Here is a 22,630-nt window from a genome sequence, read left to right on the forward strand (position 1 = left end):
TTGGAAAGGATGACTATCATTATGCAATCATTACAAGGAAAAAGAGCGTTAATTACAGGGGGAAGTAGAGGGATTGGTAAAGCAACAGCGATTGCTTTAGCGAAAGAAGGAGTCGAGTTAGGCCTGATCGCCCGCTCGGAAAAAAGCTTTGATTCTATTCGATTAGAATTAACGGACCTTGGCGCTACCTTTATCACGGCTGTCGCTGATGTTTCTCAAGAAAAAGAGGTGCGAAAAGCAGTCAAAGACATTGAAAACAAGCTTGGCAACCTAGATATTCTTATTAATAATGCTGGTGTTGGCACAAATGGAACGTTTCAAGAATTACCGACGACGGAATGGGATAAAGTCCTTTCAACAAATGTGATGGGCGTTGTTCACGTAACAAAAGCTGTTCTTCCTGGGATGATCGAGAAAAACAGAGGTGACATTATCAATATTTCATCTATGTCTGGTCTAAAAGGAACTAAAGGATCTAGCGCTTATAGTGCATCAAAATTTGCCGTGATCGGATTGAGCGAGTCTCTCATGCAAGAAGTACGAACGAACAATATACGTGTCAGCGTTTTAACCCCTAGTCTCGTTGAAACAGACTTAACAAGAGGGAAAGGTTCCAATTCACGTAATCCAGATAAATACACACAAGCAGAAGATTTGGCTGAATATATCATTAGCCAGCTTAAACTAGAACAACGAACTTTCATCAAAACCGCTGCCCAATGGGGGACGAATCCATTTTAAAAAAATGGATTTAACATAAAAACAGGCCGACGCTAACTAAAGCGTCGGTCTGTTTTTGATTAAATAATTAATTATTTTTTATTTTCTGCTGCTTTGTCTGCGCCTCTAAAGGCACTACTATAATGAACTTCTTGGGCTGAACTTAGTCCATTATGTTTTTCATTCATATGCTTGTGTGGCTTATAATTTTGTTCCATTGTTCGATAACCCCTTTCATAAGCAAGTTAGTTGACGCATTTCCCGTAAGAAAAATATTTTAAACATATTAGAAGATACATGTTGGCAAATTGACACGAAAACAGCTAATATCACTGATCTATTACTATTTTTTTTAGAAAATACATTACCATCCAAAACATTTAGCTGAAATTACTTTCCTTTAACTGTATAATTAATACAATAATGTTATTATCCTTAAAATGTTCATCGACGACAAAAATATCAATAAAGTTACGAATGAGTAACTAGTGGATTTGGAAGAAAGTATGACTACTTTTTCTAATAAAAGGGACGGGATACTATATGGGTTATTCTAGTAATAAGTCGGACATTCATACAAAAGAAATTTATGGCATGGGGATTGAATGGGCGGAAGAAAATGGAAGTCTAAATTTTTCTGGGGAATTCGCCATGGTAATTTGGGTTGAAACAGCGATGAGGAACTTTCTTGATACGATTGAAGAAATTTCAGGTTCCCAAGTTGTAAACTTAGTACTTGAAACCGCAGGCTATCGGATGGGCGAAATGGTCAGTGATTTTTTTAAAACATCCGAGATTAACGACATGCTCGAAACCTTACCCCGCGTTTACGGCGCAGCTGGATGGGGACTTGTCACGATAGAAGAATATTCGTTAGAAAATAAAACAGCTGTTTTGCGAATCAAAGATTCTTGGGAATATCGAATTAATAAAAAACAAGGAAGAAAAGAAGAGTCTCCTTTTCTTCCAGGTCATTTCGCCGGATTGCTAACAAACTTGTACAGTGAAAATATCTGGTATTCAATGAAAAAAAGCCAACTGAAAGGGGAAGAATATTGTGAGTACCACTTCGCCCCTTCTTCGATTACACCTAACCAAAATATTCATGAGTTGACACGAAGCCAGGAACAATATGAAATCTTAAAACTAGAAGAAATGGTTGATGAACGAACAAAAGAGTTAAAAGATTTAGTTCGAGAAATATCTTCCCCAATCATTCCAGTTCTTGATGGGATTGTGGTGATTCCATTAATGGGTACATATGATGACGTTCGAGCAGATGAACTTCTCCAGAAAACGTTAGCTATATTACCAGAGTATAAAGCGAAATATGTTATTTTGGATATGACAGGGATAAGTGAAGGGGTGGATGAGTATATGATTTCACTCATCTTAAAAATGACACAAGCCGCCTCTCTCTTAGGCTCACAATGTATTCTTGTTGGTATTTCTCCCAGCTTAAGCATTGAAATGACAAAGGCAGATTTTAGTATTAAAGAAGCAAATATTACCAGCTACTCTACTTTGAAGCACGCCATTTTGTATGCTCTCTCTCAAGAAGGGAAGCAACTTCTTTAGTATAAAAAGCGTCACTACACCACATCCATGAACAAATAGTAAAAGCATGATCTCCTTAGATGTCATGCTTTTTTATTATTTTAGATGGTTTCTAAAGGTACGGATCTAATCATTATCTCTCGAGTCTATTTCACGAAAACTTTCAAACTGATGTATGATAAGAGTTATTCGACATTAATTTAAGAAGGGATGCGATCATATGAGTTTACATAATAAACGTGTCGTTTTGGCCGCTTCAAGAAAAACAGACGAAATGAGTACACTTATCGAAAAACAAAATGGAACTCCAATCGTTCGCTCTCTTCAAGGAACCGTATTTTTAAATGATCATCAAGTAAAAGACGATATCGATCGTATTCTGCAAGAGAAATGTGATTGGTTGATTTTCACAACAGGTATTGGCGCAAATGCTCTTATTGATGTAGCAGAGGAAATAAATAAGAAAGAATTATTTTTACAAATGATTCATCGTACGAAGGTTGCGACAAGAGGATATAAAACATTTGCAGCCTTGAAAAAAATCGGAGTTACTCCTCAAGTAAAAGACGACGATGGAACGATCAAAGGGTTAATTGCTTCTCTGAAACCAATCGATTTTAACGGAAAACGTGTCATGATTCAACTACATGGAGAAAATGCTCCCACTTTGATTACCTACTTAGAAGAAGAAGGAGCAACTGTCATTCCTGTTCTACCATACAAACACGTTGAGCCAAACTTGGAAACATTGGAATTATTTTGCCAAGAGCTCATAAGAAATGAGATGGATGCGGTCTGTTTTACAGCTGCTGTTCAAGTTAGATCCTTATTTAAATATGTGCAACAAAAAGGATACCTTCGTGAGGTCATGGATGCTTTTCATCATCATACGCTTGCAGTTGCTGTAGGAAAAGTGACTTCTGAGGCCTTGTATGAAGCAGGAATCGAACGAGTCATACAACCGGAACTAGAAAGAATGGGTGCAATGATCATTGAACTTAGTCGTTATTATGAGAAAACCAAGGGAATCTAAGTTCTTCTTTATTGGGGTGAACTTTATCTAACCGTTTCTTAGCAATGAGGAGAGATTTTTATGACAATAAAAGATGGAGACATCGTTCAAAAGGAACAATTCAAGACACAATTTTCTAATAAAGACTTCCCCGAAAAAAGAGCAATTGTGAAAAAAGTCGCGAAGAAAAGCATGTTGAAATCTTTTTTCACCTCAACGGGGTTTGATTTAAGCTCATGGGCCATATCCGCCATCACAGGTGGTTCTGCTTTTATTCCTAGTCAGATTGTCAACGAAGGGTTATCTATGATAACGGATACGAATTACATTCGAAAAGCGAACCAACAGTTAATCGGAGACATCGCAAAACTTTATCGCTTAAATGAAGACGAGTTGACACGACAGTTAGAACGGGAAATGGAGATGAACATTCGGAACGTAAAAGCAAGAACGGATGATACAAAGAAAAAAGTGAATACATCGAGGAAGATCATATTAGGTAGTGTAGGACTTAGAACGAAACTTGGTTTGTTTGGAAACTTCTTACCTGCTATTGGAAGTCTTGTGACCTCGATCATTGTATATAAATCGATTGAGAACTTTGGTTACCGTGTGATTCAAGCTGTCGATGAAATGTCTGATGGAAAAAAGAACACGCCGATTTCAAAACGTTAAGGAATAAAGAAAGACCATCCTCATGTGATGGTCTTTTCGTTTCTCTTATTTCATAAACTGCTTATTCATTGCCTACTTTTTCTACCCATGCAGACACATCTTCTGCGTCACTTCCTGTCACTAGTCCAGCGGGCATACTTCCAGCTCCGTTCACAACGGCATCTAATACTTCATCATAAGTTAAGCCGGTAACCGCTGAAGCTCCTGCTCCGGTTAAGTCACCACCATGACATGCCGCACACTTTTGTTGGTAAATTTCTTCTCCGCTCGCTAAATCATACGTTCCATTCGATGTTGTTTCATTGTTGGTTGAATTGCTTGCTTCATTAACAACATCATTTCCACCACAAGCAGCGATAAAGAGAGAGGCTCCCATGAGTGTTACGATTAATTTTTTCATACTACATCCCCCCATGAAAGAGTATACAAGATTATCGATGAGCTTCATGTGATTTTACTCACAAAAATGACTATTTTTTACATGCCTCGGAAAAATAACGACCAACCAGTAATGATGGAGAGATTTTCTTAGTATCGTTTACGCTCTCATCATTTCAATAATATCTTTCAGCTCTTCCATATATTCCTCAAACTCATGAATTCTGCTACACTCAATGAAATGATGTCGGTCTACCGTTTCTAACAAAGCTAGAGCAGCATCTAATTTCAAATCATGTTTCCAAACTGGTAAATTCGTTTCCCCTTCCATTTTTATATGCAACGTTACTTCCCCTGAAGTAGGATCCATTTCAGTAAGCTCAAATGTTGTGAATTCTCCCATCAAAACCGCCTCCAATTATACTTTTAAAGGACTCTGTTATCGTAGAATGGTGTTTTGAAAATTATTGCTCCGTCAGAAAAAAAGGAACGATTATTTTCTTAATAAACACTGGAACATAACAAACCCTTTTGAATAATAAGTACAGCTTCGTATGGAAAAAAGGGGGGGAACGAAATTTTTTCTATGAGTGATGGTACCATTTCGTTTTCTACAATCGAAATGACAAGTTGAAGAGTCTATTTTTTTAAACTTGATACTTTTTTGAGTGTTATGGATACTAAAATAAAAGAACTACATTGAGGAGGGAAAACATTGAAGGTAACTTTTTTAGGAACAGGAGCTGGTATTCCCGCAAAGCTACGTAATGTTTCTTCGTTAGCTTTGCATTTAATGAATAAAGAGAACACCATTTGGCTGTTTGACTGCGGAGAAGCAACACAACACCAGATTTTACACACGCCGATAAAACTAAGAAAAATGGAGAAGATATTCATTAGTCATTTGCACGGTGATCATATTTATGGATTACCTGGCCTTTTAGGAAGCCGTTCTTTTCAAGGTGCAGACACACCGTTAACTATTTATGGTCCAAAAGGGATCGCATCATTTATTGAAACTTCTCTAAATGTCAGCGGAACTTATCTAAAGTATCCCCTGCACATTATTGAAATAACCGGAGATAGGTTACTCTTTGACAACGATCACTATGTTGTCACAACAAGTAAATTAGATCACGCTCTCCCTTGCTTCGGATTTAGAATCGAACAAAAAGATTTACCGGGCCGATTATTAATGGAAAAAGTAAACGAAGCGAATATTCCGACCGGCCCTGTTTTACAAAAACTTAAAAAAGGGATGGAAGTAACACTCCCAGATGGACGAAAAGTTGATGGAAAATCGTTTATCGGTTCACCTAAACAAGGAAAAATCGTTACCATTTTAGGGGATACCCGTTTTTCAGAAAAAGCCATCACGTTAGCTAAAGATGCAAATACTGTCATACACGAAGCGACTTTTGCAGAAGATGAATCGTTATTAGCTAAAGAATTCTTCCATTCCACAACGAGACAAGCTGCCGAAGTCGCCAAACGCTCTGGCGCGCACCAATTGATTCTTAATCATATTAGTTCTCGTTATCAAGAAGAAGATGTGGAACAATTACTGAAAGAAGCAAGATCCGTCTTTACAAACACGTTTATTTCAGCAGACTTCTCGACGTTTGACATTCCCAAAGTGAATAGACCTTATCAATCGAATGCTTGAATCATCTGAGAGTTGGCTTTATAAAAGTTTCACCCTAAAAATACATGCCCGAAAACACCGAAGATCACCATTGAAACAAGAGCAATAACTGCACCAATCAAGGTTTCATAAGGTAGTAATTTAAAACGCTCTTTCATGCCTATATGGACACTTGCAAGCGTAATGTGAAAGTATGTCCCATGTGGCATATGGTCTAAAACCGTAGCTCCAGAGTTGACCATAGCTGCCCCCGCCAGTGGATGAATGCCATAGTCCATAATTGATGGGGCAAACACATTACCAGCGACTGCTGTACCTGCTGCCGTAGACCCTGTCGCACCAGACATCGTAATACCTGCCAATGATGCAAGGATATATGCTGGAATATGAAACGCGTCAATTCCAATAATGATCTGACCAATAACAGCAGAGTGTGAAATCACACCGGCAAGTGTCCCTGTTCCAATCAAAAGAACAGCCACCCCTGCCATCTTTTGTAGACCTGATGAGATGTATTCGTTCAAATTTTCTCTTTTCCCCATAATGATAGCGCCAACGATTCCTCCAATGGGTAAAGCAAACAATGGGTCTACTTGAACACCCGCTAACGGCTGCAACAATAGTAAAAAAATCGCAACCCCTGGAGCAGACAATGCTTTTAGTAATGTTGGATTTTCACCTTTCACCTCCGTAGACAGATCGTGATCTTGCACTTTCGAACCTTTATATTTAAGCTTCTGAGCCAAAACATACGTAATTCCTAAACCTGCAACTGCTGGAAAAACTCCTGCAAACATTACCGTTGTTAACGGCACCTGAAAAGCTTCCCCTACAGCGATTGTATTCGGATTAGGTGAGATAATATTTCCAGCTTTTCCGCCGCCAGAAATAGCAAGTAACACGGCCATTTTCGTCATATTCGTTTTTTTAGCAATAGCGAGAGCAATCGGTGCAATGGTTAATACAGCTACCCCTACATAAACTCCAACGCCTGTTAATACCATTGTTGCACCAGCTACGGCAAGAATTGCTTTTGTTTCTCCTAGTCCATCCAGAATTGATTCCGCAATTTTTTTTGCCGCTCCTGATTCAATCAATACACCAGCAAGAACACCAGCAGCTAAAACACGAAGTACAACCCCTACCATTCCTTCTGCACCAGTAATCATAATCTGAACCGTGTCAGTTAGAGCCAATCCCCCTAAAACACCGCCAAATACTGCTCCAGCCATCATCGCATAAGCTGGGGCTACCTTAACTAAGATCAAACCGATTGTCACGATAAGAGCAAGAAATGTTCCTAACGTTGATATTTGTACATCCATTTATATTACGCCCCTATGCTTTTAAAATTTAGCTCTAATAATGTATGTTGTTGATTTTAAAAATCAACATGGATTGATAACAGATCCTAAAATTTTTACCATCATACTATTTATTAGACAAATATACTATGTCAGAATTCTACTAAAATAGTATATACTTACTTCTTTGTAAAGCTGTATAATGGTATGTATTATTCATTATTTCATCAACCGAAATGTTTTTTTACTATCATTGCATTTACAAACGGAAATTTGAATTATACAAGTTCTCTAAGTCTGTGTACATGAAAAATTTCTGGAAAAGGGAGATGAATATTTCGTGGACCATCATGACGCTTCACAAATCAATTATGAACTTTGGTCGAAAAAAATTCTGAACTTTTATTGGCTTATTGTTATCATTTCCCTTGTCGGGCATATCGTCGGGTTAAGTGTGACGATCTATTATCACCCTGATTACGCTTCTCAATTTATTTTCGGTACGATTATTTTAGCAACAGGTATCCAGTTACTCATAGTGTTAATCTGTGAATACATCATCAAAATTAAAAAAATGTATCGTTCAAGGTTGTTAATCATAGCTGGGACTTTGTTAGCTTTAGTCGTCATTGTCATTAACCCCGCTGTCCCTGGTTTACAAGTCACCCTACTCTTACCCATGGGAGTCGCATTGATCTATTTAGATAAAAAGAAATTATTTTTTAGTCTCATTGCTAATGTTTTTGGACTGACGTCGATTTACTTATTATTTCCATCCATCAGATTAGCTACAACGGAGTATGAGTATTTTTCTTACGTTTTCGCTTTATTTGCCGGTTACATTATTTATTTAGCGATCCTACAAAGAGGGGAAGAAGTCTTAAGCGATCTTAGAGAATCGTCTGAGAAGGAAAAGGACCTTTTAATTAAAAATACGTTGATGGAAAAACTCACGAAAGTAGATCCATTAACTAACCTATACAATCATAGAACATTCCATGAATATATGGATCATTTAGTTAAACAAAGTAAAGAATATCAAATGCCTCTTCAGCTAGCAATTTTAGATATCGATAACTTTAAAAAAATTAATGATAGTTTTGGTCATAGTGTAGGAGATTCCGTTTTGAAACGTGTAGCAAGGACGATATACGAGAAATCTTCAGAAAACGATATTGTTGCCCGTTATGGTGGAGAAGAATTTGCCATTTTATTCACCAATAAAAAATTTGAAGAATCTCTTCAAATTACGGAAAAAATACGATCACATATTGCTTCACTTCATCATGAAGAAATTGATGACAGGTCCGTAACCATTAGTATTGGCTTAAAGAACTTCGATGATCATTTAACAAAAGCGGACTTCTTTAAACAAGCTGATGCCATGTTATATGAAGCAAAAGATACAGGGAAAAACAAAGTTGTATCAAACTATTAATTTTCATTTAAAAATAATTTGTTTAAAATGATTTACACTAAGAATTCATATATGAAAGAAGATTGGATACATCTGGTCTTCTTTTTTTGTACTTCTTAATATCATGCAAATTGTAACTTTCCAAGAATAATATTTCGTTAATCTATTTGAAACTCTTCCTAAACCTTTTTATACATAATTATCGTATTCACTACAATAATTATGTATTTGTTTTAACTACATTTTAACTTTCTATCTGCACATTTCCCTTCCTCACTTTCACTATTATTTTTAGATATTAATTGGATTAATTCTACCAGTATAGTAGAAATCAAAGGATTACTATGAAAAAGAGAGCTAGAGTATTGACCTCAATGGGATAGGACATCTTTTCGTCATGTATGACGTATCATAATCCTTGTTTTAAAATCGAATAGTATGATAGCCTTATCAATAACTAGTTTAATAGTAGGAATATTTCGTTTTTAGCGCATGTCTTAAGGTTAGTTAAGTTAAACGCTATTATTTTTGCAGTTAAAAGGAACAAACGTTCTGTTTATATCCAATCAACTAAAGGAGGAGAAGTATGCCAGCCAGACCAAAAGGATTAACTTCATTTAACGCATCATTAAAAACACCGACATTTTTAATCTCACTCATTATTGCCATTACATTTGTCATTCTTGGAACTACTTTACCCAATTTTGGCACTTACATGGATAATACGTTTGCATGGGTCGTCGAGTACTTAGGATGGACCTTCATTCTAGGGGGAAGTGCTTTCTTAATCGTTACAATTTTTCTCATTTTTAGCCCCTTAGGAGAGATCAGATTAGGTGGAGATGATGAAGAACCTGAATACTCTACACCAAGCTGGTTTGCCATGCTTTTTAGCGCTGGTATGGGTATCGGACTTTTATTCTGGGGTGTATCAGAACCAATTAACCACTATGATTGGCCTGCGATGGGTGAAGGTGGAACAGAGGAAGCTATTCATATGGCTTTGCAATATTCCTTTTTCCACTGGGGCTTACATCCATGGGCCATCTATGCTATTGTTGCTGCATCGTTAGCATATTTCACTTATCGAAAAGGCTTACCGATGCTTTTAAGTTCCACGTTAGAACCGCTTATCGGTAAAGATAATTTAAATGGTGGATGGGGAAATACAGTAAATATCATTGGAGTTATCGCTACACTATTTGGTATTTCTACTTCCCTCGGACTTGGAGTAATGCAAATTGGCGGTGGAATAGAAACATTATTTGGCACTCCTAACAATACCGCTTTATGGATGATTATCATTGTTATCGTGACAGCTTTAGCTATTGTTTCCACTACGACTGGGATCGATAAGGGGATTAAATGGCTAAGTCAAATTAATATTAGTGTTGCTGGGCTTCTTATGTTATTTGTCTTAATTTTAGGACCGACACTGTTTATTTTCAATGCTTTCACACATTCATCTGGTCAGTACTTACAAAATCTGTTATCGATGTCTTTTGGAATTGATGCTGCAGGAGAAAATACAGATGGATGGTACGGTGCATGGACAATCTTTTACTGGGCTTGGTGGATTTCTTGGGCACCGTTCGTTGGATCATTTATTGCACGAGTTTCTAGAGGACGAACGATTCGTAGCTTCTCTATTGGTGTATTACTTGTACCAACATTCGTTGGTATGGTTTGGTTCAGTGTCTTCGGTGGTACCGCGCTTTATCGTGAACATTTTACTGACACAAGTATTCTTGATATCGTCTTACAAGATGAGGCACTTGGGTTCTTCGCAATGCTTGAAGGATTTCCATTTGCTAGTTTACTAATAGTCATAGCAATGCTTTCATTAACCGTTTTCTTTGTTACATCATCCGACTCTGGAACGTATGTTATCGGGATGTTAACATCAAAAGGAAACATGAATCCTCCGATACAATTACGTATTACTTGGGGGTTATTGGAAGGTGCGTTTGCAGCTGTTCTATTATTAGCTGGTGGCTTAGGTGCATTGCAGACTGCAGCTGTTGTCGGTGGCTTTCCATTTATGATCATTATGTTCTTTATGATTTTCTGCCTATTGAAAGCTCTTCTTAATGAACTTCGAGATGGTTCGTTACCAATGGAACGACAACGAATCTATGCTGCTTTAGAAGACCTTCGAAATGAACGAAAAATTCAAGATGACGTCATAAATGAAAATGAAGAAGAATGGACAACCGATAATGGCAACGGTTATGTAGAAGTAGATGAGGATGAAACAAACGATAAGTAATCTAACAATCCCACACCAACTCATTGGTGTGGGATGTTTTTTAGCGTCTATTTCGAGATTACTTCGTTAACTCCATTGTCTAAAAGACTTTTTCAAATCATAAAATACTTTTTTAAAACATATTAAAGAGTAATTATTTTAAGCGGCATCAATATCTATATATAGATTTGCGTATTTATTATGTCATTTTATGGATAAAACGACCTATTTTTTGATAATGAAAAGGATATATACAACGAGCATCGAAAAGAATAATTTACAATACTTTTCTGAATATTAAAACAGGAAGGAGATTAATCATGCCTCATTTATCAAAACAAGAAGTTGCCAAAGTTCGAGTTGTAAAAAACAAAAAGAACGAAGACGCGATAATGAGAAAGAAAAATGTTGTTGGTTTAGGTATTGGTGTGAAAATAACCAATGGTGTGCCAACGGGAAAACCTGCGTTAGTCACTTACGTAACGAGTAAAAAGCCTCTGGAAACGTTGGAAGAAGAGGATGTTATACCTGAGTTATTAGACGGTGTAGAAACAGATGTAATTGAAATAGGAATGCCTACTGTCCAACCTTCGATAAAAGAAAATGATCTTCTTCGAACACTTCCCTCAAACCAACTCAATAAGAGAATTAGACCAGTTAAAGGTGGTTGGAGTGTCGGACATCCAGATATTACTGCTGGAACAGTAGGAGCTGTCGTATTTAATAAAGAAGAGAAAAATCCTTTAAAGTACTATATTCTCTCAAATAATCACGTTCTAGCAAACAGTAATCATGCAAATATTGGAGACCCGATTTTGCAACCAGGTCCAGTGGACGGAGGCAGTTCTCCTGATGACCAAATTGCCACATTAAGTAGGTTTGTTCCAATCGACTTCACCCCAGATAAACCTGAATCAGAGCATAACAATCTTGTTGATGCTGCTATCGCTGAAGGATCTCTTCAAGAACTGGATCGTGAGGTCTACTGGAATGGATATGTGAAAGGTTGGCTGAAAAAAGAAGAGGTAGAAGTTGGCACAGTAATCAAAAAAACCGGTCGTACAACTGGTTATACAACAGCTGAAATTACTGCCGTGGACGCAACCATTGATGTAAACTTCGGAAATAATCGAGTCGCACGGTTCCAAGACCAAATTCTCACAACACCTTTCTCAGAAGGCGGAGATAGCGGGTCTCTTGCAACAGATTCTGAAAACCGTGCTATCGGACTTCTGTTTGCAGGGAGTCCAGACGTTACGATTCTCAATCAAATTGAAAATGTTCGAAGCTTATTGCGCATTGACTTTGTTTAACCGAGGATCACGTCATCGAAAATTATATTGAAAAGTGAATTCTTCCCCCACAAATAAAGAATTTAATCATGCAGAAAAATGCAGTCCCGACTGCACTTTTCTGCTATCGTTTTCTCACATCTTCTCAGGAGCTTTTAAACCAAGTAACCTTAATCCTTCTTTTAATACAACCTTCACGGAATAAACGAGAGTTAAGCGGGCTTGTTTGTGAATTGGATCATCTAATACCCTAACAGCCCCATAATATTGATTGAATGCCCTTGATAATTCTACAACGTGCTTTGCAATTTGAGATGGATCGTACGTATGAAACGATCGTTTAACGACTTCTGGGAAAGCCATAAGTTGAGTGACAACTGGCCAAGCAAGTTCATCATCTACTACCTCCACCTCATCCGTTTTATTAAACTGACCTTTTACCAATAGAGATGATGCACGTGCGTGTGTATATTGTACGTAAGGTCCGGTCTCTCCTTCGAACCTGAGCATATCATCAAGGGAGAATTCAATATCGTGTTGCCGATGATGTTTTAAATCGTGAAAAATAATCGCTCCTGTTCCGACTTGCCGAGCGACGTTGTCTTTGTTTTCAAGAGAGGGATTCTTCTCATTAATATTTTTCAACGCAAGCGAAACCGCTTCTTGGATCACTTCATCTAGCAAGACAACTTTTCCTTTTCTCGTCGACATTTTCTTTCCATCCTTTAACATCATTCCAAAAGATATATGAGACATACCTTCGTACCAGTTATAGCCCATTTCTTTTAACACAGCAAAGAGTTGCTGAAAGTGCAGACTTTGTTCATTGCCAACCACATAAAGAGATTTTGAAAAACCGTATGTTTCTTGTCTATACAATGCCGCTGCCAAGTCTCTTGTTGCATAAAGGGTGGAGCCATCTCGTTTCTTGATTAAACAAGGAGGCATACCTGCTAAAGGAACGACTTGTGCTCCTTCTGACTCTTCAAGAATTCCCTTTTCTTCCATGAGATCAACGATTGGCTGCATTTTATCATTATAAAAAGCTTCCCCGTGATAAGAGTCGAATGTTATTCCTAGTTCTTCATAAATTTTTTCAAACTCACTTAGTGATTCTTCGCGAAACCACTTCCATAAGCCTAGCGCTTCTTCGTTTCCGTGCTCTAATTTCTTAAACCATTCACGCCCTTGGTCATTCAATGTAGAATTTTGCTCCGCTTCTTCATGAAATTGCACATACAGTTTCAAGAGCTCTTTTATAGGATCTTTCTTGACTTTCGCTTCATTTCCCCATAATCGATACGCAACAATCAACTTTCCAAACTGCGTCCCCCAGTCACCAATATGATTAATCTTCACCGTTTTGTATCCGCACTTCTCAGCGATTAAGGAAAGGGATTGACCAATAACCGTCGAGCGCAAATGCCCCATGGAAAAAGGCTTGGCGATGTTTGGTGATGAAAAATCGATTATCATCGTTTCAGCATTGCCAATATTGATACTCCCATAGTTCTCATTGAGTTCTATGACGCCTGAAACCACTTCGTTCGCAACCATTTTCTTATTCAAAAACACATTGACATAGCCGCTTACAGCTTCGATTTTTTCAATGATAGGATCTTTTATTTTCCCAGCAAGTTCACAAGCAATATTTTGTGGTGACTTTCGAAACACCTTCGCTAATTCAAAACAAGGAAAAGCTAGATCTCCCATATCGGCATATTTCGGTTTTTCGAGCATAAGTAAGATCTTGCGACGCTCCAGTTCCCCCTGTAATTTTTCTTCTAGTCGTTTCGCTACTTCTTCTTTGACCTTCATCACTATTCCTCCTTTTGAAATTTCATTTACTTGGGCTGGAAATTGGAAAACAAAAAACTCCCACCCCCTTCACGTTTGAAAGAGGCGAGAGTTTAAAATCCCGCGGTACCACTCTAATTGCTCCTATTCATAAAATAAAAGCCACTTGGCGTTGATAACGAGGACCTCCCCGTCTTTCCCTATACTCGTTCAGAAAAGAATCTCCAAAGTGCGCTTCATGATAAGTTTGGCATCAGGCTCTCACCGTCCCTGACTCGCTTTCGTCCCACAAATCACTACTCTCTTTGTCATCGATGTTGTCTTTATTTTTAAATTTTAAACGAAAATATTACTGTAAATCATATCATGAATAGAATTAAAATCAATGCTAAAATCGGTGCATGATTAAAAAGCCCCATTTATGCACTCCTCAGAACCAACTCATTTATTTCCATTAGCGTAAGTTTCGCCATACCCTCGATTACAATGTCAAAACGATGTGTCACGTCACTAATTTCAGCATTTATATAAATCGTCCGCCCACTTGTCATATTAGGCAACTGGTTTACTGGATAGACTTCGAGGCTTGTTCCAATAACAATAACTAAATCTGCTTTTTCTATAGCTTCAAGCGTCTTTGTCCACGCTTTTTGCGGCAGCATCTCACCAAAAAGAACAACATTGGGCCTTAGCTTTCCGTTGCACTGAAAACATGCCTCGTTTTCAACAAAAGCTATTTTCTCCGCTGGCATGTCACAATCATCACATCTTATTTTATCAATTGATCCATGCAGTTCATGGACGTTATTGCTCCCTGCCGCTGCATGCAGTCCGTCCACATTTTGCGTACCGATAACATCAATAAGATTGAGTTGTTCCCACGAAGCCAAAACACGGTGACCTTCATGGGGATCAATGTCTTTCAACGCTTCGATTCTTCTTGCGTAAAACTCTTGAAACAACGGATAATTTCCTGCTAACGCTTCAGTCGTTGCAACCGTTCTAGGGTCGATTTGCTTCCACCATCCTGACGAAGATCTAAAGTCAGGAATGTTCGATTCCGTCGACATGCCCGCTCCTGTTAAAACAACCGTTGAACCCGCTGTTTGAATCCAGTTCGCAGCAAATACGATATTTGAATTCACGTCGGGAAAGCAACGGTCTGCCCAAGCCATAAACGTATCTTTATGATGAATCGATGTGGTGAGAACTTCTTTGGCAACATGTGCTCTCAATCGCTCATCGATATATATTGGGTAGAGCTCTAACCAAGAATAATCATCCAGCAAGGAGAGTGCATTTTCCCATCCCTTTACACTTCCGACAGCAGTGATGCTCTCTTCATTATCTACTAATGTTCTTGAAAACTCCCAAATTCCTTCCATCGTTTCTTTTCCGTATAAATGAACGTCTCCTTCTTCTGCGCCAATAGTTAACAAAGTTTCCCAACCTTGATTCGCTTCCATTGAGAATCTCTCCTTTAATCAATATCCCCCTTCATTTTAGCATGAGGACTCACTTCAATAATTTATATCGTGTTTCGCTTTGATTTGAACGTCTTCTTTCATCTTCGTATTCGTTCTCAAAAGTTATATAGTTAAATTAAATCGTTGCAAAGCAGCCTATTAAATTAAAAACACAGACGTAACACTTGTCATCGTGTTACGTCTGTGTTTTTTGTTTCTTAATTAGACCAGCCTTTTTCTTTGTAAACGGTAATGGCTTCTATTCGATTATTTACTTCAAGTTTTTCAAGAATAGAAGAAATATAATTTCGGACTGTCCCATTTGTAAGATAAAGTTGATCAGCAATTTCCTTTGTGCTCTTACCTTCTGCCATTAACTTAAGAACTTCATTCTCGCGATCAGTTAGTGGGTTTTGTGGACTATAAAACTCGTCGACAAGCTCTGGGGCATATATACGTCGACCGTTCATCACGCTTCGAATCGCACTTGCAAGTTCTTCGCTCGGACTATCCTTCAGCATATACGCATTGACCCCCGCTTTCACGGCTCGCTGAAAATACCCTGATCGAGCAAACGTCGTTAAGATCATAAACTTACAGTCCACTTTCCCCTTTAATTCTTCAGCTGCGTCAAGCCCACTTTTCTTCGGCATTTCAATATCCATAATACAAACATCTGGCTTGTATTCATGAACCATCGCTACTGCATCTTCGCCATTACATACGCTTCCGACGACAGTCATATCCTCCTCTAAATCAAGGAGTGCAGCCAGCGCTCCTAACAGCATCTTTTGATCCTCTGCAATGACAATTCGAATCATCGTTCGTTCCTCCCGCTCTCTTTCTGATAGTCGTCAGGGACGTTAATAACAAGAGTCGTTCCATTCTCATCAACTATATCTAAGTTTCCATTTACAAATTCCAAACGTTCTTTCATTCCTTGAAGCCCACTCTTTTTTGCACGACCTTTCGCTACATTCATCCCGACACCATTGTCATGAATTTTCACAGCCAACGCTGTTTCAGACGGTTCAATAATGATCGAACAAGAGGAGGCTCCGCTATGTTTTACCACGTTCGTAACCGCTTCTTTGACACACATACTGACAACATTTTCAGCTATAAGCGATGTATTCGGTAATTGAAGTGGTCCTTGTATCGTCAAATTAATATTTGCTGCTTGTAAAATTTGCTCCACCCGCTGCATCTCATCTTCTAGTTTTGTACCACGCATTTCTGTAACTAGTTCTCGTACTTCCTGTAAAGCTGTTCTCGCTGTAATTTGCACATCTTTTATTTCTGATCTAGCTTTATCTGGGTTTTTACTTATGAGTTTTCCTGCCAGGTCACTTTTTAAACCAATCAATGAAAGCTTCTGACCAAGCGTATCATGCAAATCTCGGGAGATTCGTTGCCGCTCTTCTAATTTTACTAACTCAGATATTCGTTTATTTGCATCCTCTAACTGGCCTTGAAGCTTTTCTTCTTTATTTTTGTTATATGTGCTGACTGGGAGTAAAATCACGGCAATAATACTTAAGAAAACAAATGGGAGCTGAGTAATAAATACACTATGATTGAGAAAACCGTAATAACTCGTGGCAAATGTATTGATCAGTAAAATAATATAGAGTGTCAAAAAAGCTGACCAACTTCGAAGTGTGCCGATGAAGAAAGCTAAAAATAGAAAGAAATAAATATACCCAAACAGTAAGCTCATTGCAGTTGATATAGCTATTTGCATGATCGCACCTAGGTAGACAAGCCACCCTTTTGAGGCAAATGAAAGGACATAACAGAGAAAATATCCAATAACCATCGCAACGCCTACTACGATTTCCGATGTCGAGGAGTCTTGCACGATAAAATAAAAAGGGAGGATGTAGAACACTACCCACACATATGGGCTAAGCCCTGTGTTTTTCCGAACTTTCCAATTCCATTTTTTCACCATTTTATCCACCCTCGTTTCTTCGCACTGCTATGCATGTATTATGTATTGTAGCATAAAGTGAAACGTCAATCAGTCAGAGCCCTGTGGCCCCAAATGATTGACGTCCTTATATACTCACTATATTAGTTTGTTTTTCTCAACAATTCTGGTTCTGAGTCTGCGTCCTTCTTTTTTACAAAAGCAATGGCCTCTGAACGAGTGCTTTTTTTCGCTTGTTTAAACGAGACGAATTTTTTTGCATCTTCATCCCATAATCTGTAGGCAAGTGATTTGAAACTAGATTTAATCGTTATTGTCGTTGCTTTTTGTAATGGAGGAGCTGCTTCGTGTGCTTTTTCCAAATGGTAGTTCGGTACTCTTGGACTTAAATGGTGCACATGGTGAAAACCGATGTTTCCTGTGATCCATTGTAGTACTTTAGGAAGTTTATAATAAGAGCTTCCTTCTACCGCTGCTTGAACATAACTCCACTCGTCATCATGTTCGAAATAAGAATCTTCAAATTGATGTTGCACATAAAATAACCAAATTCCAAGCATCCCAGACACAATAAGTACTGGAAGTTGCATCATTAAAAATGCTTGCCAACCGATAGCTAAAATTAACACCGTATAAAGGCCAACAATAGAAATATTCGTCACATGTGTGTTAATTTTTTCTTTTCGTCTAGCTTCTTTTCTGTTCATTCGATATTCAATCATAAACACAGCAATTGGTCCAATTCCTAACATCATGATTGGATTTCGATAAATACGATACTTTAATTTCGTCCATTTCGAAGCTTCATTATATTCTTTTACAGTTAAGAGCCACATATCTCCTGTACCGCGTTTATCTAAGTTACTGCTCGTTGCATGATGCGTGTTATGACTATTTTTCCACTGCTCATAAGGAACAAGTGTTAATACGCCAGTAATTGTGCCTAATATATTATTCGCTCTTCTACTTTTGAAAAACGATTGATGACAACAATCATGAAAAATAATAAACGTTCGTACTAAAAATCCTGCCGTCACAATTAAAATTGGTAAGGTCACCCAATAGGAAATCGATAACGTTAAATATCCGATATACCAAAGGACGATGAGTGGGACGATTGTATTTAAAATTTGTTTTATGCTAGCACTATGATCTGTTTTTGCAAATGGTGCAACTTCTTTTTTTAGTTGGGCAATGTTTTCGTTGCTCATGACAACTTACCTCCTCATAATCTTTCGTCACATACGCGACTGATCTTCTCCTTAAGAATAATAAAAATAGAAGGTAACTTTAAGTCATAAACGTCAAAACCTTTATATGACATATGTCATATAGGCACAGTGTTAATGGAAAGAAATGCTTGTTGTTGAATTGTTTTTGGAAATGGAAAGCTTACAGAACGGCGTGAAGGGATTGGAGTGCGTGGGCTACGGAAATTAGGAATAGCGCAGGGAATCTAGCATCCATTCCTCACTTTTTTGGCTCCAAGGGGTGCTAGCTGATTCTATTTAATATCGAAGACTCAAATGAGTTCATGACATTCCCTTTCACTAAAACAAACGAAGGGCGCCTAAGCACCCTCCGATTGTTATCTATTATTAAATCTTAATTTTCGTTAGCGTCAAATGAACGTTTTCCGAGCTCCGCTTCTAACATATAAAAGGCGTTGCTATCATTTTCAATTCTCTCTAGCTTCTGAATCAAGTTATCGAACGTTGCTTCTTCTTCCACTTGTTCTTCAATAAACCAGTTCAAAAATGTCATCGTTGCGTGTTCACGCTGATCCATAGCCATGTCGGCAAGTTTATAAATTCGCCGTGTTACTTCTTTTTCATGCTTTAATGATTTCTCAAATGAGTCTAATACGGAATTAAATTCATTGTTTGGTGTTGGCATGTTCGTTACCGTAGCTCTTTCACCCAAATCATTAATGAAGTTATAAAATTTCATTCCATGAAAGCGTTCCTCTTCTGCCTGTGCAAGAAAAAAAGTCGCAAAACCATCGAAACCTTCAGCTGAACAATAAGCTGCTGTAGCAAGATAGGCGTGTGCAGAATAAAATTCATAATTCATTTGATCATTTAATCCTTCAACTAATTCTTTTGTAATCATGTGTTTCACCTGTCCTTTACTGATATATGATGATATGATTCTACTTTCAAGGCTAGCATAAGCGCTAGGGAATAGCCATGGCTAAAGCCGTCTGGATTTGTCGATTATGAGAAGTTACCCAAATACTAAGTAATGAACAACGATATTTGATATAAAATGATTACATTCTCCCTTTACAACTTGTAAAGATCAACTCGTCTATCTGTAAATATTGGGATTGTTTTTCTCACTTTATCAACTTCATCAACATCAATTTCTCCATAAAGTGTTGTCGCTTCGTTCCCCGCTTCAGCAATCACTTCTCCCCAAGGACTGACGATGATGGAATGCCCGCCAAATTCATTGTTAGGATCAGATCCAATTCGGTTACAGGCAACAACGTAACACTGATTTTCAATTGCACGACTTATTAAAAGAGCCCGCCAATGATCGATCCGTGGTTTCGGCCATTCTGCTACAACAAATAATACCTTTGTATTATCAAGCATATGCGTTCGAATCCACTCAGGGAAACGAATATCATAACAAATAACCCCGGCGCACTTGTTATGATCTAGTTGAAAAAGACCGTCGTCATTTCCTTGTACTAAATACTTCTCTTCATTCATGAGACGAAATAAATGTGCTTTGCTATATTGTTTCTCAAGTTTTCCATTACGATCAATAACAAGCATTGTGTTCGTCAATCCAGCAGCTGACTTTTTCGCAACGGAACCAGCTACTAAATTTACATGATATTTTTTTGCTAGTTCAGAAAGAAAAGAGATACTTTTTTCCGCTTCTACATCTGCAATTTCATCGAAGGAAGCTAAGTCATACCCCGTTGACCATAATTCTGGTAATACAATGACATCTGTTTCTCCTTCGCTTGCTGCCTCATGAATCTTCTCTTCCACAAACTCAAAGTTCGTTTTAGGTTCACCAAATGCAATATCCATTTGAACCAATGCCACATTTAAACGCACGATAGTCACTTCCTTTGCATCTTTTTAGAAAATTTACTTCTTTGAACTATACTCACTTCACTTACACGACCGATTCTTTTCTCTTCCTTCCATTCCACATTCCCTGTAATCCGGAAAAGACAAACTACTGATTAATTATCCATACTTTCTCTTCCCTATTTACATACGTCTTCTTCTATTTTACATCATCTTCCTAGCATAAGTGCACAACAGCCATTATAGTATTCTAAAAGTGATAACAAATCTTTACAAAGCCATTTTATGAGTCTACCATTAATTACAATATACAATACGGACTATAGGAAAATGGAGGTGTGATCCATTCATGACATTAAACTTTGACCCATCTGCATCGCTGCAACGGTTACCCGATCAATTTTTTGCAAAACTCGTGAAAAAAGCACAACACTTAAATGATAAAGGTTATCACGTCATAAATTTAGGACAAGGGAATCCGGATTTACCCACCCCATCACACATCGTTGAAGAACTAAAGCTAGCAACATCAAATCCGGAATACCACAAATATTCACCGTTTCGTGGACAACTATTTTTGAAAAAAGCTATCTGTGAATTTTACAAACGTGAATATGACGTTGACCTCGACCCGGAATCTGAAGTTGCTATCATGTCTGGTTCAAAAACGGGTCTCGTTGAATTGAGTCAATGTTTACTTAATCCTGGCGATATAGCTTTACTCCCTGATCCTGGTTACCCGGATTATCTTTCTGGAGTTGCTTTAGCTAATGCAAAACCAGCATTCATGCCGCTAAAAAGTGAAAATGATTTCTTACCTCATTACCATGAACTGGACAAACCCATCCTTAATCAAGCGAAACTCATGTTTTTAAACTATCCTAATAATCCTACCTCAGCGATAGCATCAAAAGAGTTCTTTGATGAAACAGTGGATATAGCTAGAAAACACAACATTTGCGTCTGTCATGACTTCGCCTATGCTGCGATTGGTTTTGATGGGGAAAAGCCGCGGAGTTTTCTTGAATCTGAAGGAGCAAAAGACGTTGGTATTGAGATGTATACTCTTTCCAAAACATACAACATGGCTGGATGGCGTGTAGCTTTTGCTGTAGGGAACTCCTCTGTCATCGAAAATATTAATTTAATTCAAGACCATATGTTCATGAGTTTGTTTGGTGGCATCCAGCAAGCGGCAGCCAAAGCTCTCCTTGCTCCTCAAGATGATGTGTATAAACTCGTTAACACATATCAAACGAGGCGTAATGTATTGATCGACCAGCTCAGGAAAGCCGGTTGGGATGTGCAAGCTCCAAAAGGAACGTTCTTTGCTTGGCTGGCCGTTCCTAAAGGCTATAAATCTGAAGAGTTTGCAAACCTTCTGTTGGAAAAAGCCCATGTTGTGGTGGCGCCAGGTCTTGGTTTTGGTGAATTCGGTGAAGGATTTGTTCGCATCGGCCTCGTGGCAAATGAGGATCAACTTCGGGAAGCCGCTACAAGAATCGAAAATCTGAAGCTTTTTTAATCACTTACGCCTAAGTTCTTTCAAACGAAAGAGCTAGGCTACTCCATTGTTTAAAAATTACAATTCAACCTCTTACATTCCTGCCTCTTACCAATGACCACAAATTTAAAATTGAAAAACATCACAAAAAAATCAGCAAAAGTCCAATCTCATTAACAACTCTTTGAATACTGTAGTTTTAAGTGGGGCTTTCCACAATAAAATTAAAAAGGAGTGCTTGTTAATGTCACATACTCATTATCATGGTGCAGGATTTGCGCTACTTGTTGTGCTGTTCATTCTATTAATAATCATTGGTGCGTCTTACACAGGTTACGGGTATTAATTCCAGTATAAAAAGGTGCCATATATGACACCTTTTATTGTCGAGAATCCCCCCTTTTCTCAAAAAGGGGGTTCTTTTATCTTTCATAAATTCCATTCAGATCAACTTTCTAAGCTAGAAGATCGCAAATCCACCCTTGCATAGTAAGGTGGATTTGCGATCTTCTTTATGTTCTAATGGAAGGGAGCATTAGAACTTGTTTACTTGCATCTTTCAAGTTTTTTAACCGGGAGTAGCAACTACAGATTGTATTTATTTAAGTATGTAAACAGATACCCTAATT

The 22,630-nt window shown here is 38.0% G+C and carries 21 protein-coding genes and 1 other annotated feature; of the genes, 10 read left to right on the top strand and 11 right to left on the bottom strand.

The features are described 5' to 3' along the window. The first annotated feature begins 18 nt into the window (after positions 1-18). A complete protein-coding gene (locus QDN89_RS16220; protein ID WP_280771288.1) occupies positions 19-741 on the top strand; it encodes a 3-ketoacyl-ACP reductase in 723 nt (240 codons plus the stop codon). A gap of 71 nt (positions 742-812) precedes the next feature. On the opposite strand, the gene QDN89_RS16225 is transcribed toward QDN89_RS16220, so the two are convergent. Further along, the gene (locus QDN89_RS16225; protein WP_280771215.1) at positions 813-938 is read right to left on the bottom strand and encodes a YfhE family protein; all 126 of its coding nucleotides are present in this window, start codon (positions 936-938) and stop codon (positions 813-815) included. 325 nt (positions 939-1,263) lie between these two features. Between QDN89_RS16225 and QDN89_RS16230 the strand changes: the two genes are divergently transcribed. From QDN89_RS16230 to QDN89_RS16240, 3 genes are all read left to right on the top strand, one after another. Continuing rightward, a complete protein-coding gene (locus tag QDN89_RS16230; protein WP_280771216.1) occupies positions 1,264-2,298 on the top strand; it encodes an STAS domain-containing protein in 1,035 nt (344 codons plus the stop codon). Between the two features lie 199 nt (positions 2,299-2,497). After that, positions 2,498-3,310 (top strand): uroporphyrinogen-III synthase, encoded by an 813-nt coding sequence (locus tag QDN89_RS16235; RefSeq protein WP_280771217.1) that lies wholly within the window; start codon positions 2,498-2,500, stop codon positions 3,308-3,310. A 60-nt stretch (positions 3,311-3,370) separates the two neighbouring features. After that, positions 3,371-3,964, top strand: a complete 594-nt coding sequence (locus tag QDN89_RS16240; RefSeq protein WP_280771218.1) for a hypothetical protein — start codon at positions 3,371-3,373, stop codon at positions 3,962-3,964. A gap of 61 nt (positions 3,965-4,025) precedes the next feature. Here QDN89_RS16240 and QDN89_RS16245 read toward each other — a convergent pair whose 3' ends face one another. Beyond that, a complete protein-coding gene (locus QDN89_RS16245; protein WP_280771220.1) occupies positions 4,026-4,364 on the bottom strand; it encodes a c-type cytochrome in 339 nt (112 codons plus the stop codon). Positions 4,365-4,502: 138 nt separating this feature from the next. Beyond that, a complete protein-coding gene (locus tag QDN89_RS16250; RefSeq protein ID WP_280771221.1) occupies positions 4,503-4,745 on the bottom strand; it encodes a hypothetical protein in 243 nt (80 codons plus the stop codon). A gap of 312 nt (positions 4,746-5,057) precedes the next feature. Between QDN89_RS16250 and rnz the strand changes: the two genes are divergently transcribed. Further along, positions 5,058-6,008, top strand: coding sequence for a ribonuclease Z (rnz, locus tag QDN89_RS16255; protein WP_280771222.1), 951 nt, complete (start codon positions 5,058-5,060; stop codon positions 6,006-6,008). A 29-nt stretch (positions 6,009-6,037) separates the two neighbouring features. Here rnz and QDN89_RS16260 read toward each other — a convergent pair whose 3' ends face one another. Beyond that, positions 6,038-7,312, bottom strand: coding sequence for a GntP family permease (locus QDN89_RS16260; protein WP_280771223.1), 1,275 nt, complete (start codon positions 7,310-7,312; stop codon positions 6,038-6,040). Between the two features lie 319 nt (positions 7,313-7,631). Between QDN89_RS16260 and QDN89_RS16265 the strand changes: the two genes are divergently transcribed. The 3 genes from QDN89_RS16265 (at position 7,632) to QDN89_RS16275 (ending at position 12,269) form a co-directional block, all read left to right on the top strand. After that, positions 7,632-8,729 carry a GGDEF domain-containing protein gene (locus QDN89_RS16265; protein ID WP_280771224.1) on the top strand — a complete coding sequence of 366 codons (1,098 nt, stop codon included), beginning with the start codon at positions 7,632-7,634 and terminating at the stop codon, positions 8,727-8,729. A 565-nt stretch (positions 8,730-9,294) separates the two neighbouring features. After that, the gene (locus QDN89_RS16270; protein ID WP_280771225.1) at positions 9,295-10,977 is read left to right on the top strand and encodes a BCCT family transporter; all 1,683 of its coding nucleotides are present in this window, start codon (positions 9,295-9,297) and stop codon (positions 10,975-10,977) included. A gap of 299 nt (positions 10,978-11,276) precedes the next feature. Continuing rightward, positions 11,277-12,269, top strand: a complete 993-nt coding sequence (locus QDN89_RS16275; protein ID WP_280771226.1) for a chymotrypsin family serine protease — start codon at positions 11,277-11,279, stop codon at positions 12,267-12,269. 114 nt (positions 12,270-12,383) lie between these two features. Here the strand turns inward: QDN89_RS16275 and argS are convergent, their stop codons facing one another. The 7 genes from argS to QDN89_RS16310 all read right to left on the bottom strand — a co-directional run bounded on the left by argS (position 12,384) and on the right by QDN89_RS16310 (position 20,521). Further along, positions 12,384-14,066: an arginine--tRNA ligase gene (gene argS / locus QDN89_RS16280; RefSeq protein ID WP_280771227.1), complete on the bottom strand. Its 1,683-nt coding sequence runs from the start codon at positions 14,064-14,066 to the stop codon at positions 12,384-12,386. Between the two features lie 77 nt (positions 14,067-14,143). Beyond that, positions 14,144-14,366: a binding site (T-box leader), on the bottom strand. A gap of 98 nt (positions 14,367-14,464) precedes the next feature. Next, positions 14,465-15,511, bottom strand: coding sequence for an SIR2 family NAD-dependent protein deacylase (locus tag QDN89_RS16285; RefSeq protein ID WP_342394386.1), 1,047 nt, complete (start codon positions 15,509-15,511; stop codon positions 14,465-14,467). A 218-nt stretch (positions 15,512-15,729) separates the two neighbouring features. Further along, positions 15,730-16,332 (bottom strand): response regulator, encoded by a 603-nt coding sequence (locus tag QDN89_RS16290; RefSeq protein ID WP_280771229.1) that lies wholly within the window; start codon positions 16,330-16,332, stop codon positions 15,730-15,732. Further along, positions 16,329-17,462 carry a sensor histidine kinase gene (locus tag QDN89_RS16295; protein ID WP_425335416.1) on the bottom strand — a complete coding sequence of 378 codons (1,134 nt, stop codon included), beginning with the start codon at positions 17,460-17,462 and terminating at the stop codon, positions 16,329-16,331. Before QDN89_RS16295 ends, QDN89_RS16290 begins: the two co-directional genes overlap by 4 nt. Positions 17,463-17,587: 125 nt before the next feature. Then, positions 17,588-18,655 carry a Delta(5) desaturase DesA gene (gene desA / locus QDN89_RS16300; protein ID WP_280771232.1) on the bottom strand — a complete coding sequence of 356 codons (1,068 nt, stop codon included), beginning with the start codon at positions 18,653-18,655 and terminating at the stop codon, positions 17,588-17,590. 394 nt (positions 18,656-19,049) lie between these two features. Then, complete coding sequence (locus QDN89_RS16305; RefSeq protein WP_280771233.1) at positions 19,050-19,556, bottom strand: ferritin; 507 nt, start codon at positions 19,554-19,556, stop codon at positions 19,050-19,052. A 173-nt stretch (positions 19,557-19,729) separates the two neighbouring features. Then, entirely contained in the window at positions 19,730-20,521 is a 792-nt protein-coding gene (locus QDN89_RS16310; RefSeq protein WP_280771234.1) for a carbon-nitrogen family hydrolase, read from the bottom strand. 325 nt (positions 20,522-20,846) lie between these two features. Between QDN89_RS16310 and QDN89_RS16315 the strand changes: the two genes are divergently transcribed. Further along, a complete protein-coding gene (locus QDN89_RS16315) occupies positions 20,847-22,022 on the top strand; it encodes a pyridoxal phosphate-dependent aminotransferase (protein ID WP_280771235.1) in 1,176 nt (391 codons plus the stop codon). Positions 22,023-22,245: 223 nt separating this feature from the next. Beyond that, on the top strand, positions 22,246-22,347 hold the full coding sequence (locus QDN89_RS16320; protein WP_280771236.1) for a YjcZ family sporulation protein: 102 nt from the start codon (positions 22,246-22,248) through the stop codon (positions 22,345-22,347). The last annotated feature ends 283 nt before the right edge of the window (positions 22,348-22,630 follow it).

Origin of the sequence: Salipaludibacillus daqingensis (assembly GCF_029891575.1) — a bacterium.
Lineage (GTDB): Bacteria > Bacillota > Bacilli > Bacillales > Salisediminibacteriaceae > Salipaludibacillus > Salipaludibacillus daqingensis.

Bases quoted from the DNA above. Each gene is read 5' to 3' on its own strand.
- QDN89_RS16260 (WP_280771223.1), bottom strand. From the start codon at position 7,312: ATGGATGTACAAATATCAACGTTAGGAACATTTCTTGCTCTTATCGTG.
- desA (WP_280771232.1), bottom strand. From the start codon at position 18,655: ATGAGCAACGAAAACATTGCCCAACTAAAAAAAGAAGTTGCACCATTT.
- QDN89_RS16285 (WP_342394386.1), bottom strand. From the start codon at position 15,511: ATGGAAGCGAATCAAGGTTGGGAAACTTTGTTAACTATTGGCGCAGAA.
- QDN89_RS16270 (WP_280771225.1), top strand. From the start codon at position 9,295: ATGCCAGCCAGACCAAAAGGATTAACTTCATTTAACGCATCATTAAAA.
- QDN89_RS16315 (WP_280771235.1), top strand. From the start codon at position 20,847: ATGACATTAAACTTTGACCCATCTGCATCGCTGCAACGGTTACCCGAT.
- QDN89_RS16240 (WP_280771218.1), top strand. From the start codon at position 3,371: ATGACAATAAAAGATGGAGACATCGTTCAAAAGGAACAATTCAAGACA.
- QDN89_RS16245 (WP_280771220.1), bottom strand. From the start codon at position 4,364: ATGAAAAAATTAATCGTAACACTCATGGGAGCCTCTCTCTTTATCGCT.
- QDN89_RS16250 (WP_280771221.1), bottom strand. From the start codon at position 4,745: ATGGGAGAATTCACAACATTTGAGCTTACTGAAATGGATCCTACTTCA.
- QDN89_RS16320 (WP_280771236.1), top strand. From the start codon at position 22,246: ATGTCACATACTCATTATCATGGTGCAGGATTTGCGCTACTTGTTGTG.
- QDN89_RS16305 (WP_280771233.1), bottom strand. From the start codon at position 19,556: ATGATTACAAAAGAATTAGTTGAAGGATTAAATGATCAAATGAATTAT.
- QDN89_RS16230 (WP_280771216.1), top strand. From the start codon at position 1,264: ATGGGTTATTCTAGTAATAAGTCGGACATTCATACAAAAGAAATTTAT.
- QDN89_RS16235 (WP_280771217.1), top strand. From the start codon at position 2,498: ATGAGTTTACATAATAAACGTGTCGTTTTGGCCGCTTCAAGAAAAACA.
- QDN89_RS16290 (WP_280771229.1), bottom strand. From the start codon at position 16,332: ATGATTCGAATTGTCATTGCAGAGGATCAAAAGATGCTGTTAGGAGCG.
- argS (WP_280771227.1), bottom strand. From the start codon at position 14,066: ATGAAGGTCAAAGAAGAAGTAGCGAAACGACTAGAAGAAAAATTACAG.
- QDN89_RS16225 (WP_280771215.1), bottom strand. From the start codon at position 938: ATGGAACAAAATTATAAGCCACACAAGCATATGAATGAAAAACATAAT.
- QDN89_RS16275 (WP_280771226.1), top strand. From the start codon at position 11,277: ATGCCTCATTTATCAAAACAAGAAGTTGCCAAAGTTCGAGTTGTAAAA.